Source organism: Paenibacillus sp. V4I9 (genome assembly GCF_030817295.1).
Lineage (GTDB): Bacteria > Bacillota > Bacilli > Paenibacillales > NBRC-103111 > Paenibacillus_E.
Window position 1 is genome coordinate 5,438,407 of sequence record NZ_JAUSZE010000001.1, and the last position, 17,200, is coordinate 5,455,606.

Below are 17,200 nucleotides of genomic sequence, written 5' to 3' on the forward strand. Positions count from 1 at the left end.
CCACCGAGTGCGCCTCGATGAGCTGGGTTTTCGTTTACTTATTATTTCGTGGATAAGTCGTCAGAAACTTGAATAAGTTGTAATTGAGTTGGCGCGCTTGTTAGTGTTAATACGCCTTTATCATCATAGCTAATACCGAAGTCATTGTCGTTTACAATCGCAATCGTATTTTTGTCAACAACCGTCAAGCCTTCAATCTTCTCATACGGGTATCCTAGTTTAGCAATATCGACAATTAATTCCTTGCTAACTGGTTGAATACCTTGATCTTTGAGCTGCTGAACGGATAGGCTTTCCAGGTTTTTGCTTGTATCTTTTCCTAAAATATTCGTAGCCTTAGAGAAATCCGATTTGTAAATTCGTTTCAGCTGTGCGTCAGCGCCCGCATTCTTATCCCGCTCATCTACAAGCAGTACATTACTGGATAGTGCGGAGAGATCACTGATCACGATATCTTTTTGGTTCACTTTGACGAACATGCCAGCTTGCTCAGCGACATAAACATACTCGCCCACGATTTGCTTTGTGGCTAAGTCCATTTTGAGGATACGCAGATTTCTCGAAGACTCCCCTGTTTTCTTATCTGGATTTGCCATTGGACTTTGAATGGATGTGTACAAGAATTTACCATCTGGAGAAATAGTCACACCTTCAAATCCACGGTTGGAAATACGTGTATTGTATACCTCAGGCAGTGTATCAAAAATTGGCGTTTGAGCACCAGCTTGAACGAGCTTGTCTTTAGCGCCTTTAGGGACATAACGTCCTAGTATCGTGCCATCGCGTTTCACTTGAAGAATGGATGGGCGATATTCATCTGAAACCCAAAATGTATCGTCAGTTGGGCTATAAGCGATACCTTCCAAATCAAGACCATCCGGATCATAAGCCAGCTTCGTAACACCTTTCTCATCATACGGCACTTCATCGATTCCAATCAAGTTCGGCAGTCCTGTTATGTATTTGCTATTGCTTACTTTATCTAATTTGCCATCTGGAAGCGATAGTTTGATCGTCTCCAAGATTTCAATGTTTCCGTTCGTAATTTTGAATTTATAAATACGTGGAATGTAGTTGTCGATCGGGAATGTGCGAAGTTTATCTTTACCTACTTCACCGTTGGGTCCACGATCCGCCAACGTATAGAACGTATCTGCAGCATCTTTAGGTAAGTGAACAAGACCTGAGAACCCGCCTTCTTGGATACCTTTTTCAAGCACAGGAGCATTTTTCCACTCAAATTTACCAGTCACTTTAGGAATATCTTTGAGCGAGATGGATTGATTCCATTCATTCCATTCGAGCTGTTTACCAAGTGCTTCACCAATGGTGCGAAGAGGAACATATGTGCTTCCGTTAATGACAACGGGATCTTTATCAAGGGTAAGCGTTTTCCCACCGGAAGTTAGTTGAAACTTCACAGCAATAGCCTCTAACGTAGCTTGTCCTGCGGATACGACAGTTGTTGTAGAAACGGCACAAATGGCCGCAAGTACAATAAGCAGTCGCTTTCTTCTCAGTAATCTTTTCATATGAACCCTCCATCATCTAATAAACTATCACTGTGATAAGCATAATGTTTATATATTCGTGGAATATCAGAGGGATATGAAAAAATTGTAAATTAAAAATAGCTGTTCAAACTTTTTAAAATTGTGTAAAATTAATTTGTGTAAAATAAAACAAAGGAGGCGGCCCTTTTGAATGTTCATCAATTTACAGTTCGCACGATCCGCGGTGAAGAAAAGTCTCTTGCTGATTACCAAGGTCAAGTGCTGCTTATTGTGAATACCGCTACGAAGTGCGGCTTTGCTCCTCAATTCGAAGGACTTCAAGAGCTCCATGACACATATAAGGAACAAGGTTTTAGCGTCTTAGGATTTCCGTGCAATCAATTTAAGGACCAGGAACCCGGCGACGATGCTCAAGTCGAGCAAGCTTGCCAAATTAATTTCGGTGTTAACTTTCCGTTGTTCTCCAAAATCAATGTTAACGGCGCAGACGCCCATCCGCTTTACCAACACCTGAAAAAGCAGGCTTCTGGTCTTCTCGGCTCAAGCATCAAGTGGAATTTCACAAAGTTTTTAGTTGATCAGCAAGGCAATGTGATTAAACGCTTCTCCCCTACCACTTCACCAAGCAAAATAGACAGCCAAATTCGCAAGCTGTTAGAGAAATCAGCTGTTCATGCCTAATTTTGTTTGAATGTAAAAAAGCATCCAACCCCAAAGTGGGCGGATGCTTTTTCTCATTTTACATACTTTTTTGCCTTTTCAATCGCTTCGTCTTCTGTTGGTGCTGTCACATAGCGTCCATTAATAAATATAAATGCAAACCGGGAACACGGACCGCAATATGATTTGCAGGCAACTTTGACTTCAGCATCGGGTGCAATGACACTTATCTTAGAAAGGGCGGTCTTCACTTTCATGTGTTTGCATTTATCACAAATGCGAATATCATTGCGCATTAGTGATCTCCGTGATTCCCCTTGCTTGGGTTCGTAATCATGAAGCCTTCTTCTGGTGTGTAGAAGTAATCAATACGGATACCATCCAGCAAAGGTTCATTTTTATCTAGAATAACGTCAATACCTTTATCTGTGCTTACAAGGACGTCATTTTCTGATTTATCGTCAAGACCCAAACCATAGTGAGCATGGTCACCGTGCGAATGAGTCACTTGAACGCGAACCAATAATCCTTTGTTTTCTTCTTTATCAAGCTCCAATTGAAGTACTTTTGCAGCATTACGCGAAATTTTGACGTTCATATGTACACATCTCCTGAAACATTAATTTTTATTTCTTATTGTAAAGAATCTAAGGCACGAAATCAACCTTTGTCCCAAGTCATCCCTTACTTCTTGCTAATTCACTAAACGAACTTTAAAATACATAGTAGTGAGCACAAAGAGCACTAATTACACGGAAGTAACTAACTTACATAAAAGTTAGTTCCATACATTCAATTCGAAAGGAAGCGGTCTTATGTCAACCCTAGAGAATGAAAAAGTCGCTCCACTCAGCAACTATGTTCCTAAAGTACCCAAAGAAATCGAATGCTCGGTTGAAAGAACACTTGAAGTTATTGGTGGAAAATGGGCTTTTCTCGTGCTTCGCGAATTATTTTGCGGAACGAAACGTTTCGGCGAGCTGCAGCGCCAGATAACTGGAGTCAGCCCTAAATCATTAACGGATATCCTTCGTCACCTCGAGGAACATGGGGTTTTGGAACGAATGGCTTACCCTACGGTTCCTGTTACGGTCGAGTATACCTTGACACCGAAAGGCCAGGATTTGCATCAAATAATAAAAGAAATGAAGTTATGGTCAGCAAAGTGGACATAATGAATAATTAGGGACTATCACCAGAGGAGTGGAGCTTGATGATCACCATCAAATCTAAAGAACAAATTGAAAAGATGGGCAGAGCGGGTCGCATCCTTGCTGATTGCCATAAAGAAATTGCCAAAATGATTCGACCTGGTATAACCTCCTGGGAAATCGACCAATTCGTAGAGGGCTTTCTGACTAAGCACGGGGCCACTCCCGAGCAAAAAGGTTATCACGGTTATCAATATGCCACTTGCGCATCCGTAAACGATGTGATCTGTCACGGTTTTCCTAAGAAAGAGCCTCTGAATGACGGCGATATTGTAACCATCGACATGGTTGTACGTATAGATGGTTGGTTGGCAGACTCCGCGTGGTCTTATGCGGTGGGTAACATTTCTCCGGTTGCCGAGAAATTGCTGAAAGTAACGAAAGAATCTCTATACAAAGGAATTGAGCAAGCCGTTCCCGGCAACCGTATCGGCGATGTGTCGCATGCCATCCAAGTGTATGCTGAATCTCATGGTTTTTCCGTTGTAAGAGATTTTATCGGACACGGGATTGGTTCCGAAATGCATGAAGAGCCGCAAGTGCCTCATTATGGACCAGCTGGCAAAGGGCCGCGGATTAAAGAAGGCATGGTCTTCACGATTGAACCGATGCTGAATGTAGGTAAATACCATTCCAAAGTAGATCAAGATGGATGGACAGCAAGAACTTATGACGGCAGCTTGTCCGCTCAATATGAACATACAATTGCCATTACCAGTCAAGGACCGATTATTTTAACCGAACAATAATGATACCGGAGGAACATGCATGATTTCTTTTTACAAGAAATATTGGAGAACAGCCTTTGACATTGCTCTCATTGTTCTAACCGTCTATTTATTCATGCTGTTATTTAGTTACCTGTATCGCATTGCTACCCCAATCTTCCTGGCTCTGATCATTTTCATGATGATCGAGCCTTTTGCTCGGTTTTTGAACCGCAAAGGTATACGTAAGTCAATCGCTTCGGCGATTTCGACCTTAGTATTCGTCCTTATTATCCTTGGCGCACTAACCGGTGCCGCTGTCATATTCACCAGCCAGATCATGAGTCTTGTCGATAAAGTGGATGAATATCAAGCGGTGTTCAACGATCAAATTGTGCAAAAAATTAGCGAATTGAATGACCAATTCCAAGCGCTGCCAACTGACGTTATTGTGAAAGCCAAAGATTATGCCGGGCAAATCGCAGGTAATGCCTCCAAGTTTATCATTGCTTTCTTATCTGGATTGGTAGCCTCGCTGACATCCTTCTCAACCTTCATGTTCAACTTCATCGTCGGGATTATCTTAGCCTACTTCCTTAGCATTGAAATTGATTCTTGGAAACGCCTTGCAGGTGAAAAAACACCAAAAACCTTCAAATCCGTCTTCTTTTTTCTCAAAGAAAATGTGGTGAAGGGAATCGTCTCCTACATAAAAGCGCAAGCCAAACTAATCTCTTTGACGTTCGTTGTCGTATTTTTCGCCTTGCTCCTGCTCGGCGTTAATAATGCTTTCTCCATCGCGCTGTTGTCAGGCATCTTTGATGTACTGCCACTACTCGGCGTATCAACTTTGTTCATTCCATGGATCATCTACCTGTTTATTGTTGGTCAAACGACATTAGCGATCTGGCTCAGTTCCTTACTCTTGGTCGTCATCCTCGTCAGACAAATTATGGAGCCAAAGATCACTGGGGAATCACTCGGAGTATCGGCCTTTACGACCTTAGCCTTCATGATCGTATCCCTTTCTCTCTTTGGATTTGCTGGTGTAATCCTTTCGCCAGTGTTGATCATTCTGATCAAAGCTCTGTACACGCAAGGCTACCTTCAACGCTGGATTCGTAAGCCTGAAGATGAGTATGTTCAAGGTAAATTACCTTATAGTGGACCTTAATGATTGAAAATACGGATTACACCGTTGAAAAATGCCCCAACTTCCTCATAAAGGAAAAGTTGGGGCATTTTTTATACGCGATGCCTGCTTCGGTATATTGATGGAGCTATGCCCATTTTTTGCGTAAAAACGCGACTCAAATAAAAGCCGTTTTCGAATCCGCATTTCCCGGCAATCGCATCCAAGGTAAGCGTTGATCCCTCTAACAAATGCCGAGCTCTTGTGAGACGCATCTCATTCAAAAACTCAGAAGGAGTTTGTCCGAACACCTTGCGAAACTTACGGGTGAATTGTACGGGGGTGAGTCCAAGAGAGACAGCCAAATCCAACAGGGATAAACTTGCATAAGCATATTCCGTCATGTACCTTCGGGCTTTCTCCATCAACAAATCGACTTCTGTGGAAGGGTCATCTTTGCGATCTCGCTCCATTTTGACTAAACGTAATAAATCGTTCACCATGTGCTGCTTGTGCAGCGTGCTCTCTTCATCCCAGCCGGGAAGCTGTCTCAAATAATGATAATTGGAAGATAAACGATCTGTATCGTTAATCGTCAATTTTCCTTTCCAGAAGGCTTCATCGCCAAAACTAGGTTCAGATAACCATACAAACTGCAGGAAGTGAAAGGACAGGGGTTCGAGTGTTTTCCTCTGAAACACGGTGTGGGGTGGACAAATAACAAAGTCTCCGAACCCCGCTTCCCCTTTCCGCTCCCCAACACGATAGAAGAATCTGCCATCTTCTACGGCAAATATCGTCCAACATGGATACTCGTCTTCCTCTAGCATAAACGTCACCTTATGGTGCCAATAGACATGGGAGATGAGCTTAATAGTCACATCACGGAAAGCCACGCTCTCACCTCTTCAATAATGAAATAAAGTATATGCCTATTGTAACTGTCTGCATGTTCAATGGGAATAGGATATTTTACAATGAAATTAAAGATATTCTATGAATTAGTGAGGTGCTAAGTTATGAAGCATGAAATTGTTTTATCAGACATAACCGTAATCGGTGGAGGATTAGCAGGTGTTTGCGCGGCAATCGCTGCAGCTCGGTTAGGCCAATCTGTCTCGCTCGTCCAAAATCGTCCTGTCCTTGGCGGCAATGCCAGCAGCGAAGTTCGCGTCTGGGTATGCGGCGCTACTTCCCACGGTGCTCATCGAAATGCCAGAGAAACTGGCATCATGGGTGAACTATTCGTAGAGAACCAGTACCGTAATATCGACGGAAATCCTTATATCTGGGACCTGATCGTACTTGAAAAAGTCAAAGCAGAGAAGAATATTACGTTGTTCTTAAACACGGATGTCCATGAGGCCCATGCCGAGGGTGACGAGACTATTCGAACGATTCGTTCTGTCACAGGTTGGATGATGGGATCTGAACGACGTATTCGTTTCGATAGTCGTGTTTACCTCGATTGTACGGGCGACGGGTTAGTCGGTTTCCTCGCAGGTGCGAAATATCGCATTGGCCGTGAAGCACAAGAGGAGTTCAATGAGGAATGGGCACCACTCGTCGCGGACGATATTACACTTGGGAGTACCCTACTATTCTATACGAAAGATGCAGGCCGTCCGGTCAAATATATCGCACCAAGCTTCGCGAAAGACATCACACAAACCTCCATCCCCATGAAACGCGTCATTCGCAGCGGAGATAATGGATGCGCTTATTGGTGGATTGAATGGGGCGGTGAGCATGATGTTGTTCATGAAAATGAGCGAATCCGGGATGAGCTGTCCTCTGTTATCTACGGCATTTGGGATTATATCAAAAATTCCGGTAAATTCGAGAGTGAAAACCTGACGCTCGAATGGATCGGCTCTATTCCAGGGAAAAGGGAATATCGTCGTTTCGTTGGGGACTACGTGCTGAATCAGAACGATATCATCGCACAGGAGCTATTTGAAGACCGGGTCGCCTTCGGCGGCTGGTCCATTGACTTACATCCGCCACAAGGGATGTATGCCACAGCTAAAGGCTCCAAACATATGCATATGGATGGCAGTTACCATATCCCGTTCCGTTCTCTCTACTCCGTCAACGTGACGAATATGTTGATGGCGGGACGCAACATCAGCGCGTCCCACGTGGCTTTTGGCACGACGCGCGTCATGGCGACTTGTGCCGTCATAGGCGAAGCCGCGGGCACAGGAGCCGCGCTCTGCACGGCAAAGGGCATCTCCCCCCGCGAGCTGCACAGCAGCCACTTGAGCGAGCTTCAGCAGACGCTGCTTCGACAGGATGCAGCCGTCCTTGGTCTGAAGAACGCGGATGCGGCAGACCTCGTGCTCCGCGCTGAGATGACAGCGTCCAGCACCTTGACGCGACTTGCTCTCGAGCAATCTGCGTCGGTGCTGCCGCTGATCGCGCATGTGGCGCTTCTCGTGCCCGCAGATCCGTTCATTGAAGGCATCGAGCTGCTGTTAGACGCTTCGGAAGCTACGGAGCTGACAGTCGAGCTCTGGAGCACTGGGAAGCCGCAGAACTACGTCCCACACACACAGGTGACGTCCATTCAAGTAGCTGTGGCTAAGGGTTCTCAGCAGTGGGTAAAGGCTGCGCTTTCTTGGCACCCTGAAACCGCTCAGAATGCTTTTATCATACTCAGAAGCAACCCGGCGCTTTCCGTCCATCTATCCGGCAGACCACAAACGGGCGTGTTGTCCTTCAAACATGATGCTGCATCAGAAGACACCGTAGATTTCGGTGATATGTATCATCATCAGCCGGTCATTGATTGGAGCGCGAAAGCATTCATCCGGAAGCCAATCTGCTTCCGTCTGCTCGCTCCCACATCCGCATTCGCAGCCGATAAAGCCGCCGATGGGTATAAGCGTCCTTACGGAGGCCCTCATCTGTGGTCGTCGGCTGGCTTGGATGCCCCCCAGCCAGAGTGGCTTGAAGCCAGTTGGCCGGAGGCTGTGCGGATTCGCAGCGTACATCTCACTTTCAATGATGACGTGAACGAAGATTTAATTAATTTGCATCATCATCGGACGGAATTCGAGATCATTCCTGAACTGGTCAAAGACTATAAACTTCAAGCCTTCATCGGCGGTGACTGGACCACAGTGGCTGAAGGGCTCGATAATCATACGCGCAATCATGTTCATCTTTTGCCGGAAGCTGTGACGACTGATCGACTTCGTGTGGTCGTTGAAGCGACAAACGGGACGGAACGGGCAGAGATTGTAGAAATCCGTTGTTATGGTTGATCGAAGGCAAACAACAACACGCATAAATCATTTTAAGAGTTGCGCATTCCATAACCTGCCATTATGATTAGATCAATTAAAAGTTGATGTGTGACTGGCGAAGCATGGATACCCATGAGGAAGCACATTGATGTTACAGTCGTACGCCTGGGCAGAGGTAAGGGGGATTGATCCCCCTTACCTCTTTGTGTTTTTATAAACAATGAAGGGTTGAGGGTAAAATGAGTTCAGAAAAATTAATTTTGGATGGTAAACTTGTTGCGAAAAGCAGCGCATGTAAGCGGCTAGGCATTGATTCCAGAAGAATCGCTATTCTCGATTATTATCAGATTCCAATTGAAGGCAGCACGCGGTAATCGTTGGTCGGAGTCTAATTCTAGGTAAACCCGTATCGCTTATGCTGCTGAATAGAAACGCAACCGTGACCATTTGCCATTCAAAAACAAATAATCTCCCTCTAATCATCGGATTAGCTGATATTGTCGTTGCAGCAGTTGGTAAACCTGCCTTTATTCAAGGAACATGGATGAAAGAAGGTGCTGTCGTTTTAGATGCTGGATATAACGCTGGTAACATTGGCGATGTCAATTTCGATGGTTGTCACAAAAAGGCCAGCGCAATTACTCCTGTGCCTGCTGGAATAGGCCCAGTGACCATCGCAATGCTGCTCAAACACACCGTCCTTGCTGCCGAAAAAAGCAAAATGATAACCTGAGTTTCCGACATTCTTTTTTCTAAAATAGGTCTTAATAACCCTTGTTTAACCTTACATGGTGTGTTATATTAAAAGTGCGTCAAATCAAGGTTTCCACTTCAAAAAGTTGACATAGGAGTGATACAAATGGGCAACAATTCCGTGCAAATCCCGCAAGGTGAAGAATTGATTCGTGTGGAAATGACGGTTAAGGAAGCGCTTGCATTGACAGGCACTAAATTTAACCAAAACCACAAATTAGAGACAGATGCAATCAAGAAGGTTAAACAATCCTTAGAAGATAAATTGCTGACACCGAACCATTAATCCATATCCACGCTCACCGCACATAGTCCTGACGAACGATTTCTAATCGCTCGCGGGGCTTTTTTCATTAGATCCCACATCCTTCAATGGCCTCGATCGAGGTTTTCTTATTTTTTATCGTATCAAATTCAGCCGAATGCTTATAATAATCTCGCACCGCCCAAAATCCTACATTTTAAGGAGTGAACAACCAAATGTCAGAAGATCATAAGCAGCAAGGGCACGCCAGACAAAATACAACGACACGAACAACAGATCAAAAAAGCAACAAGAAAGGTAAGAAATAACGATATTCCACTTCAGGAGGCCGATATATGCTCGATCAGTTAGAAAGCAATTATGACTGTGCGAATGCGGGCTCTGACCTGCATAGCTTAAAACAAGAACTTGAACAATTCCAAGGACAAGCAGCCTCTTCCGACAAAGAACAAGAAGAGCATCGGAATCGACTTGAGAATCAAATTCGTTTTATAGAAAATAAGTGTTCCATCCCAAGCGAACATATCCCGCAATAAAGAAAGTCCACGCCTTAAATAACAAGGGCGTGGACTTTTGCATTAAGTGACTTTTCTTCTTGTCAAAATACACGGAACACCTTTACCAACGGCTCCTGGCTCAGACATCATGGCCAAATACCGAAGCCCTCTTGTGCACGGTGTCTTACAAACCGCACATGTGGACGACTCCACAAGCCTCATCGTGTATTGCACTCTGGATGAAAGTTCTTTCTTCTTGGATGCCTTGCCCTTCCCTTTAGGTGGTGCCATATCCACGCCTCCCAACAGTTTCCTTCCTTCAGTATATGAAGTCTGGGCGGAACGGTTCTTGGGAAGCATGCTCAAGTTCGTTATACTTGTCTATCGCAAATTTTAAAATTCCATCGCCGTCAATAGGATCGGAACTAATTCCTCATAGAGTGCTGCGAAAGATTCCACTGGCAGGGGGTTTACCCCAAATCCTACTTCAACGGTAAAGCCGGGTCTACGAAATTGTTGGATGAACCAGTCTTTGTAACCAGCGTCACTGTCTGTCAGTTTAACTGCCTGATAGCTGCTGGCTAAGGCTAATCGCTCGGCAAATGCCTCAGATTCCAGTGGCTCATAGTCGCGATAATTCCAATAAATCTCCCTACCTTGGGTATGCAGTGCCACAACAAGCTCAAAGTCATGGCATTCTGTAAATTGAGCTAAAGCTGCTGCCTCCGGCTCCGTTAACGGTGCCTCTCCACCGTAATCGCGCTCACCAGGTCGGACCTTCTCTCTACGTATTGCCTCTTCTTCCCAGTGTGCAGGGAACTGGTCATTGAGATCAACACCACGAATATTGGCCTTCCAATTCCTGAAATCCAGCGATCCTCCGTTCCAATTCAATAGGGGCTCTTGGTAGGGATGTTCCTCGGTAACACCAGACAGAACAAGTTCCACACCATCGGGATTCACCATTGGTACAACCCAAAGCGAATACTCCGATAAGAGCCGTCTAATATTGCTGCCATGCCATGCCGTCCCTCTTGCATAGGAGCAAGCAAGGTCTTCCACGAATTGCATGAGTAATGGTGTCGTTATCCATTCATTCGCATGCAGCGCTGCGTTGAAATGAATCTCTTTCGTACCTTGACCAATTCGCAGAGCTGGTATGCTTTTCCCCATCACACTTGCGCCTATCTCTTCTACATGAAGAAAAGGATATATCTTGCAGAGCCGATTCAGTTCTTCACAAAGTGTCCAATACCCGTATCCTAACACACGACCACCTCACAGCCCATTTACTTAGTTCGTATGGCTATGATTATGCCCGCCCGCTTAGAATCATGCGGATTCATGCGGAGATACCTTTATCATGCTATTCAACTTAGTTTCCTCTAGAAATAAAAAATAGACCCCCACTAGGGTCTATTCACATCACTTATAAAATATTTGGCACCTGCCAAACGACAGGCGTTATAGAAATTTGCTCTTTCAGCCAATTTTGCGCAATTTTCTTAAATAATTCTGGCTCACCGCTGCAAAAAAATTGATGGATTGGAAGTTTCCCCGATGATGCCAGTATGTTGCGGTGGTAAAGGATTGTGCTGATCTCTCTTGCCGTTTCGTCTGCCGAAGAAATCAACGTCACATCCGGTCCCATGACACGAGAGATGGCTTCCACTAGGAAGGGGTAATGGGTGCAGCCTAGGATTAAGCAATCTATCGGCTTGCCGATTAGCTGTCTGAGTGATTGCTCGACAACCTCGTTTGCACGATCCGCACCGAAAAGCCCTTTTTCTACGAACGGCGCTAACAGCGGGCAAGCTTCGCTATACACTTGGATGTTCGGCGAAATCAACCTTAATGCATAATCATAGGCATTGCTGCGAATCGTCCCATCCGTACCGATAACTCCGATAACGCCGCTTCGTGTAGTTTTGATCGCGGCTCTCGCTCCTGGCGAAATAACGCCAATCACGGGAATAGATACCCGTTCACGAATATCTTCTATAGCCACTGCGGTTGCTGTATTACAAGCGATTACGATCATTTTAGGATTAAATTGAATTAAGTACTCGACGATTTGCCGAGTGAAAGTTCTTACTTCTCCAGCAGAGCGGGGACCATACGGACTTCGAGCTGTATCTCCGAAATAAATCACTTTTTCCTGCGGAAGCTGTCTCATTAGTTCTTTTACTACAGTTAATCCTCCGACTCCGGAGTCCAGTACGGCTATCGCTTGCTGCACACCTATCCGCTTCCTTTGCCGGTTAATGAATTACGTAACCACATGGATAGGATATGAGCGAACAAGCTGAAAGGTACCTAGGTGAAAGTATCAGATTTCTGGTCTGACACCTAATTTTTAGGAATGGAGTTCACTCACAATCCCGAATTCATAGCCTTTTTTCTTGATCTCTTTGCAAATACGAGCCAGTGCCTGCATATTTTCTAAAGATCCTTGATGCATCAAAATCACATTGCCATCATGCAAATTATTCATAATGTCATTGTATGGATCCTCGGCTCCGTTGGCTCTCGGTTCCCAATCCCGCATAGCCGTAGACCAGAACACAGAAGTGTAGCCCATGCTGGATACTAAATTCAAGTTATGTAGATTGTAATGCCCATACGGAAAGCGGAAATATTTCTCGACTTCTTTACCAGTAAGTTTTTTATATAAGGCTTCGAAATCCGTAATCTCTTTGCGAATCTGATCATCGGTCATCTCATTAAAGTCGTTATGCGTCATCGTATGGTTGGCAACGAAATGACCATCAGCTACAACCTTTTTCAAATACTCCGGATTTTTCTTAATGTTATTGCCCGAAATAAAGAAGTTTGCTTTCACATCGTTTTCTTTCAGCGATTTAAGCATGAGATCAACTTCAATCAAGGGACCTCCAGCATCGATCGTTAAATAAACCTTTTTGCCGGTCCCGACCCAAACCGCTTTCTGGTCCTCCGTGAAGGATTTTGTTTCCTTTGGAAAATCAGGAACTTGCCCCGTTTTCTTTTTCATGTAATACCAAGAATACGGTACGCGATCGCCAGTCACTGACTTGGTTTTAGAAAAGTTGCCTACCACTGCTGGCTTTGGTGTTGCGGTTGGCTCTGGAGCCGTTGTTGGCTTCGGTGTCGCACTAGGAACAGGTGTGGATTGAGGTTTAGGTATGGGTTTAACTGTTGATTTAGGAGTTGGAGTTGCCACTGCACTTGTTGTTGCTTGTGGCGTATTATTTTGGGATTGACTCAAGTCTGGGGATAACAGGCTTTTGTCTGCACAACCGATCAATGATGCGCTTAGAACGATCAGTAGTGCAGCACTCTTGGTAATTGATGTCATTGTAGCACCTCGTTTTGGAATGAATACTCACATATTCATTTCGACAGCGCTAGACAAATTCCCTGCCTATTTTAGGTGAAAGGTGTTTATTTCGTAGCTCGATACGTCATAAATTGAAGAATCGTGATGAGAATAAAGGCAGTTCCAGCAAGCATAGGAATCGTGATGAAGCCCAACCAGTTTAAGTAATCGACATCACATGGAATAGGGCCGCAGCCTGTTGCTGATTCATGAAATACACCCGATTGCAGCAGAACATGGTAGATTGAAATACAAGCTCCCCAGATGGTCAGCGGCAGCACATAAATGGTTAATTTGTAGTCTCTGCGCACGGCTGCAATCCCTAATAGGACAACTAATGGATACATAAGAATACGTTGATACCAACATAATTTACAAGGAATAAAGTTCATAATCTCTGAGAAATACAGGCTTCCCAATGTGGCTAATAACGCTAGAAGCCATGATAAGTGCATGCCATTATCTCTTAACCATTTGTTTGACATCAAATCTCGTCCTCCCCTTCCTCCTTATTATAAAAAAATTGTGAAAGGAAGTCTAACAAGAGCGAAAAGTGGCCAAGCAGGCATCAACAAGCCTGCTTGGCCACTTCCATTTAAACGGAGAAACTATATACCACTTCATTCGTTTGTTTCACGAGATCATCCCACTGTTCCACGGGAACAATATCCACAACGGCTTTGATCGATATGTTGTTAAAATCCAGCTTTGGCACGTCTTCCAAAGTCATCCGATTCGTAACCAGGCGGTCGAGCCAGCCTGGAAACTGCTTCTCCATTTGCTGTAAGCGGTAAATGGCGGTCTCGAAATCTTTGCGCGAAGCGTTGACCGAGCCGATCACGCACTTATTCTCCAGCACCATGCTCTGGTTGAGCATGTCGGATGAGATCTCCAGCTTACGGTCCGCTGGAGTGACCCCCAGCAGCGCCAACACACCGTTTGGCGCTAGAACAGACATGGCCTCGAAGGCTAACGGGCTGTAGCCCGTGCATTCGAGGATCAGATCTATCGGCTTGCCGAGACCCTCGGCATAAGCCGTCATAGTCGCCGCGCTGCCGCTGTCATCGCCGGCCTCCTTAAACACACCTCCGCTGTCCTTCACAAGCTGCGCTTGTAGACTGTCCTGCGGAGATTTGGACCAAACATACGCTTCCAGCCCCAGCAGGCGGCAGGTCATCGCAGCAAGCAAACCAAGCGGTCCAGACCCGAGTATGAGCGCAGTTCTCGGCTCCCAGATTAACCGCTGCTGGACACGCAGCACTTGGTCCCAAACTTTCTCTACGATGCTCTGCGGCTCAACTAGCACCCCATGCCTCAGCAGTTCCTTCGGCACCTGAACCAAATATCGACCTTCCTCTTTGTAATACTCGGAGAGGAAGCCGTGAGCCCCTTTAATGCCCCGTTCTACAAACTCACCAGTCTGACAAAAATCCGAATGACCATTGCGGCAATTCACACAGCTTTGATTTCTGCATGGCCGTCTTACAATGGCGGTTACGAGATCCCCTAGCTGGAATCCACTCTCCGCCCCAGCTTCGGTCACAACCCCTAGCGACTCATGCCCCGTGGTCAAATCATCTTCACCTCCGGGAGGAACGCCGTATTTCTCCTGTAGAATTTCCTTGTCTGTGCCGTCCAGTCCAACTGCAATTACCTTTACAATAACTTCTTGCGGCCCTGAAATCACGGGGTTCTTCACATCTTCAAGCTGAATAGTCGGATTCCCCTGTCGAAGTTGCTTGACGCGAATTGCCTTCATTACTTCCTCTCCTTCCAACTAATGAACGACGGGCTCCAGCACTTTATCCTCACTCGCATCAACAGCTTGCTTCGTTCCCTTCGAGGTCAATAATTTTAATTTCGACAAATATTCTTGCGTCACTTTAATAAAGGAAGCATGTGACCAAGTCAGTGGTGAAACGGACATAGGCTCTCCTGTGAAAGGATGTACTTGCTCAGCCATCACCCCTGAAGGCGCAGCATGAAGAATAGCCCAGCGCATCAATTTCTCCGCTTCCAACAAGTCCTGAACGGTTTTGGCAGACGCCACTAGCCATTCAGCGTACCAAAGGGTACATATAAACCAAGGATTGCCCGGTACCTTAGCTACGTCATTGGTGACTTGATGATAATAGTCGTTCTCATAACGAGCGATACCGCCGATATCTGTTTGTACCCACAATTTCTCTTTCAGAATCTTCATCGTTGCCACAATCCGCGGATCTTCAAGCTCAAACAAGCCGAAGTCAAATAGTGCATACATACTCATATCGAGCGTGTAGTCCGGCACATACGTATTTTGTTCATAATTCCAATATAAAGCCCGCAAAAAGCGATTCTGATCGGGAGCATACAGATGCTGTTCAGCTGCTTTCTTTACTTGTCCTGCGATATCTGCATAATAAATGGAGCGCACTTTATCCTGATGATATTCGGCAAAACGTGCTGCAGCTATAAGACCGGCATATACCGATGACACTGTGAATGCTAATACACCATAACGCTCTTCCCAGAGATCATAGGAAGGCAAAGGAAGTCCGGATGCATCCCGGTAACGAACGAGAAAGTCCGCTGCGGGCTTCACAAATTTCTCATAATCCTCACGTGAGCTCTCTATTGTTCCAGCCAGCTTATGGTGATGCCATAACGTATACAGCACAAGAGCTGTCTCATCCTCTTGAATCGCAAGCTGCTTATTCCCTCGACTATCCACCCAGGGATGCCAGCTCGAGCCCACTGAACTGTCAGGGTTATATTTGTGCATGAGATAACCTTCAGGAGTAAGTACCTTCTTACAGAAGTCAAAAAATTTCCTGGATAATTCATAATATCCCGCCCGATCAAGCGCATGAGATACCAAAGCGCCATCACGCGGCCACATATACGAGTAAGTATCCTTGGCAAATTTCAAAATATCTGAATCATTCGCTGCAATGATGGCCCCTCGATTGTCGACGTTTGTTCTGGTAATCAACAAGCATCGCTTATAAAATGATTCCAAATCAGGCTTCAACAGTGAGAGCTGGTGGGCATCCTGATTCACCCATTTCACCCAATGATCGTGAGTTCTTTGTAATAATGCTTGCGGGGTTGCTGTGCGAAGTAATCGCTCTAAACGCTCTACCTCCTGCTTCGTACGTCCAAAACAGACCCAGAACCAAGCTTCTTTCACGCTTTTTGGCGGTAGTTTCATCGTCAATTCAATCACACCATCAACAGATCCCTGCGCGATGGCATTTCCCCCTAGATGACCATCCTCAGCATCTCTCCATGTTCCTTCCAAACCGTGAATCCCTTTTTGTCCTGTTGCATAACCGCTAGGTATTGCTTTCTCAGCGTCTGGAGACAAGCAAGATAGTGACATATAACGATGACCCTTATAAAATAAAAGTGAATTCAACTCAGGATCATAATAAATCGTGTCTCCGACGCCATTTCCATAGATTTGGAGATCCAAATGAAAATACAATTTAATTTCTCTTTCCACATCAAAGCGGTTTTCTACCTTCACCTTGCGTAAAAACACATTCTGCTGAACATCGACCCCATCACGAATAACGAAGCTGAGACCTAACCTTTCATGGGCGCAATCCGCGTTAGTAACAAGCGAATCTTCCAAATAATTGAGCTTTTTTGAAACCTCTGGATCGTCAATCCAGAAGAATCCTTCCGGACACCAAATGCCAAAATGTGAAAGATGATCACTAGATTGATTCTCTTGACCTACTAAAGGGTAATACATGTCACGAATATTATAAGCAGCGTCGAAATTAATGAGTACATTCCCGTTTCCTATGGGTAAATCTCTTGCCATTCCATCAGCCTCTTTCCAAGATATTGCTACTAATTTAC

General features: G+C 45.1%; 18 protein-coding genes, 1 pseudogene and 1 riboswitch. Of the genes and pseudogenes, 8 read left to right on the forward strand and 11 right to left on the reverse strand.

The genetic code is table 11. From position 1 onward, the window contains the following. Window positions 1-41: 41 nt before the first annotated feature. Window positions 42-1,532, reverse strand: a complete 1,491-nt coding sequence (locus tag QFZ81_RS25340; RefSeq protein ID WP_307605283.1) for an esterase-like activity of phytase family protein — start codon at window positions 1,530-1,532, stop codon at window positions 42-44. A gap of 168 nt (window positions 1,533-1,700) precedes the next feature. Between QFZ81_RS25340 and QFZ81_RS25345 the strand changes: the two genes are divergently transcribed. Continuing rightward, a complete protein-coding gene (locus QFZ81_RS25345; RefSeq protein WP_307440354.1) occupies window positions 1,701-2,195 on the forward strand; it encodes a glutathione peroxidase in 495 nt (164 codons plus the stop codon). A 53-nt stretch (window positions 2,196-2,248) separates the two neighbouring features. Here QFZ81_RS25345 and QFZ81_RS25350 read toward each other — a convergent pair whose 3' ends face one another. Continuing rightward, window positions 2,249-2,470: a YuzB family protein gene (locus QFZ81_RS25350; RefSeq protein ID WP_307440352.1), complete on the reverse strand. Its 222-nt coding sequence runs from the start codon at window positions 2,468-2,470 to the stop codon at window positions 2,249-2,251. Continuing rightward, a complete protein-coding gene (locus QFZ81_RS25355) occupies window positions 2,470-2,772 on the reverse strand; it encodes a heme biosynthesis protein HemY (RefSeq protein WP_029199372.1) in 303 nt (100 codons plus the stop codon). Before QFZ81_RS25355 ends, QFZ81_RS25350 begins: the two co-directional genes overlap by 1 nt. A gap of 217 nt (window positions 2,773-2,989) precedes the next feature. Here QFZ81_RS25355 and QFZ81_RS25360 point away from each other — a divergent pair, with 217 nt between their 5' ends. Genes QFZ81_RS25360 through ytvI form a run of 3 tightly spaced genes read left to right on the forward strand, consistent with a single transcriptional unit; the run spans window position 2,990 to window position 5,266 of the window. Next, entirely contained in the window at window positions 2,990-3,349 is a 360-nt protein-coding gene (locus QFZ81_RS25360) for a winged helix-turn-helix transcriptional regulator (protein ID WP_029199371.1), read from the forward strand. A 38-nt stretch (window positions 3,350-3,387) separates the two neighbouring features. Then, the gene (map, locus tag QFZ81_RS25365) at window positions 3,388-4,134 is read left to right on the forward strand and encodes a type I methionyl aminopeptidase (protein WP_047686259.1); all 747 of its coding nucleotides are present in this window, start codon (window positions 3,388-3,390) and stop codon (window positions 4,132-4,134) included. Window positions 4,135-4,153: 19 nt separating this feature from the next. Beyond that, window positions 4,154-5,266 (forward strand): sporulation integral membrane protein YtvI, encoded by a 1,113-nt coding sequence (ytvI, locus tag QFZ81_RS25370; protein WP_307440344.1) that lies wholly within the window; start codon window positions 4,154-4,156, stop codon window positions 5,264-5,266. 71 nt (window positions 5,267-5,337) lie between these two features. Here ytvI and QFZ81_RS25375 read toward each other — a convergent pair whose 3' ends face one another. Next, window positions 5,338-6,120, reverse strand: a complete 783-nt coding sequence (locus tag QFZ81_RS25375; protein ID WP_307605284.1) for an AraC family transcriptional regulator — start codon at window positions 6,118-6,120, stop codon at window positions 5,338-5,340. A 123-nt stretch (window positions 6,121-6,243) separates the two neighbouring features. Here QFZ81_RS25375 and QFZ81_RS25380 point away from each other — a divergent pair, with 123 nt between their 5' ends. The 4 genes and pseudogenes from QFZ81_RS25380 (at window position 6,244) to QFZ81_RS25395 (ending at window position 10,029) form a co-directional block, all read left to right on the forward strand. Beyond that, window positions 6,244-8,493: an FAD-dependent oxidoreductase gene (locus tag QFZ81_RS25380; protein ID WP_307605285.1), complete on the forward strand. Its 2,250-nt coding sequence runs from the start codon at window positions 6,244-6,246 to the stop codon at window positions 8,491-8,493. Window positions 8,494-8,573: 80 nt separating this feature from the next. Next, a riboswitch (ZMP/ZTP riboswitch) is annotated at window positions 8,574-8,653 on the forward strand. A 145-nt stretch (window positions 8,654-8,798) separates the two neighbouring features. Then, a pseudogene (locus QFZ81_RS25385) lies at window positions 8,799-9,208 on the forward strand (bifunctional 5,10-methylene-tetrahydrofolate dehydrogenase/5,10-methylene-tetrahydrofolate cyclohydrolase); the annotation flags it as partial. A 126-nt stretch (window positions 9,209-9,334) separates the two neighbouring features. Beyond that, window positions 9,335-9,514: a hypothetical protein gene (locus QFZ81_RS25390; protein ID WP_171690084.1), complete on the forward strand. Its 180-nt coding sequence runs from the start codon at window positions 9,335-9,337 to the stop codon at window positions 9,512-9,514. A gap of 314 nt (window positions 9,515-9,828) precedes the next feature. Next, the gene (locus QFZ81_RS25395) at window positions 9,829-10,029 is read left to right on the forward strand and encodes a hypothetical protein (RefSeq protein WP_047686271.1); all 201 of its coding nucleotides are present in this window, start codon (window positions 9,829-9,831) and stop codon (window positions 10,027-10,029) included. Between the two features lie 42 nt (window positions 10,030-10,071). Here the strand turns inward: QFZ81_RS25395 and QFZ81_RS25400 are convergent, their stop codons facing one another. The 7 genes from QFZ81_RS25400 to QFZ81_RS25430 all read right to left on the reverse strand — a co-directional run bounded on the left by QFZ81_RS25400 (window position 10,072) and on the right by QFZ81_RS25430 (window position 17,162). Beyond that, window positions 10,072-10,281 carry a hypothetical protein gene (locus QFZ81_RS25400; protein WP_057307023.1) on the reverse strand — a complete coding sequence of 70 codons (210 nt, stop codon included), beginning with the start codon at window positions 10,279-10,281 and terminating at the stop codon, window positions 10,072-10,074. A 102-nt stretch (window positions 10,282-10,383) separates the two neighbouring features. Beyond that, window positions 10,384-11,259, reverse strand: a complete 876-nt coding sequence (locus QFZ81_RS25405; RefSeq protein ID WP_307440334.1) for a M14 family metallopeptidase — start codon at window positions 11,257-11,259, stop codon at window positions 10,384-10,386. Between the two features lie 160 nt (window positions 11,260-11,419). Then, window positions 11,420-12,229, reverse strand: a complete 810-nt coding sequence (gene racE, locus QFZ81_RS25410; protein WP_307440333.1) for a glutamate racemase — start codon at window positions 12,227-12,229, stop codon at window positions 11,420-11,422. A gap of 117 nt (window positions 12,230-12,346) precedes the next feature. Beyond that, window positions 12,347-13,327, reverse strand: coding sequence for a polysaccharide deacetylase family protein (locus QFZ81_RS25415; protein WP_307605286.1), 981 nt, complete (start codon window positions 13,325-13,327; stop codon window positions 12,347-12,349). Between the two features lie 86 nt (window positions 13,328-13,413). Continuing rightward, a complete protein-coding gene (locus QFZ81_RS25420; RefSeq protein WP_307440330.1) occupies window positions 13,414-13,833 on the reverse strand; it encodes a disulfide oxidoreductase in 420 nt (139 codons plus the stop codon). A 110-nt stretch (window positions 13,834-13,943) separates the two neighbouring features. Beyond that, window positions 13,944-15,107, reverse strand: a complete 1,164-nt coding sequence (locus QFZ81_RS25425) for a glucose 1-dehydrogenase (RefSeq protein ID WP_307605287.1) — start codon at window positions 15,105-15,107, stop codon at window positions 13,944-13,946. Between the two features lie 18 nt (window positions 15,108-15,125). After that, entirely contained in the window at window positions 15,126-17,162 is a 2,037-nt protein-coding gene (locus QFZ81_RS25430) for a glycoside hydrolase family 15 protein (protein ID WP_307605288.1), read from the reverse strand. Window positions 17,163-17,200 lie beyond the last annotated feature (38 nt).

Coding starts and splice junctions, on each gene's coding strand:
- QFZ81_RS25340 (WP_307605283.1), bottom strand. CDS start 1,532: ATGAAAAGATTACTGAGAAGAAAGCGACTGCTTATTGTACTTGCGGCC.
- QFZ81_RS25350 (WP_307440352.1), bottom strand. CDS start 2,470: ATGCGCAATGATATTCGCATTTGTGATAAATGCAAACACATGAAAGTG.
- QFZ81_RS25355 (WP_029199372.1), bottom strand. CDS start 2,772: ATGAACGTCAAAATTTCGCGTAATGCTGCAAAAGTACTTCAATTGGAG.
- QFZ81_RS25360 (WP_029199371.1), top strand. CDS start 2,990: ATGTCAACCCTAGAGAATGAAAAAGTCGCTCCACTCAGCAACTATGTT.
- map (WP_047686259.1), top strand. CDS start 3,388: ATGATCACCATCAAATCTAAAGAACAAATTGAAAAGATGGGCAGAGCG.
- ytvI (WP_307440344.1), top strand. CDS start 4,154: ATGATTTCTTTTTACAAGAAATATTGGAGAACAGCCTTTGACATTGCT.
- QFZ81_RS25380 (WP_307605285.1), top strand. CDS start 6,244: ATGAAGCATGAAATTGTTTTATCAGACATAACCGTAATCGGTGGAGGA.
- QFZ81_RS25390 (WP_171690084.1), top strand. CDS start 9,335: ATGGGCAACAATTCCGTGCAAATCCCGCAAGGTGAAGAATTGATTCGT.
- QFZ81_RS25395 (WP_047686271.1), top strand. CDS start 9,829: ATGCTCGATCAGTTAGAAAGCAATTATGACTGTGCGAATGCGGGCTCT.
- QFZ81_RS25400 (WP_057307023.1), bottom strand. CDS start 10,281: ATGGCACCACCTAAAGGGAAGGGCAAGGCATCCAAGAAGAAAGAACTT.
- QFZ81_RS25415 (WP_307605286.1), bottom strand. CDS start 13,327: ATGACATCAATTACCAAGAGTGCTGCACTACTGATCGTTCTAAGCGCA.
- QFZ81_RS25420 (WP_307440330.1), bottom strand. CDS start 13,833: ATGTCAAACAAATGGTTAAGAGATAATGGCATGCACTTATCATGGCTT.
- QFZ81_RS25425 (WP_307605287.1), bottom strand. CDS start 15,107: ATGAAGGCAATTCGCGTCAAGCAACTTCGACAGGGGAATCCGACTATT.
- QFZ81_RS25430 (WP_307605288.1), bottom strand. CDS start 17,162: ATGGCAAGAGATTTACCCATAGGAAACGGGAATGTACTCATTAATTTC.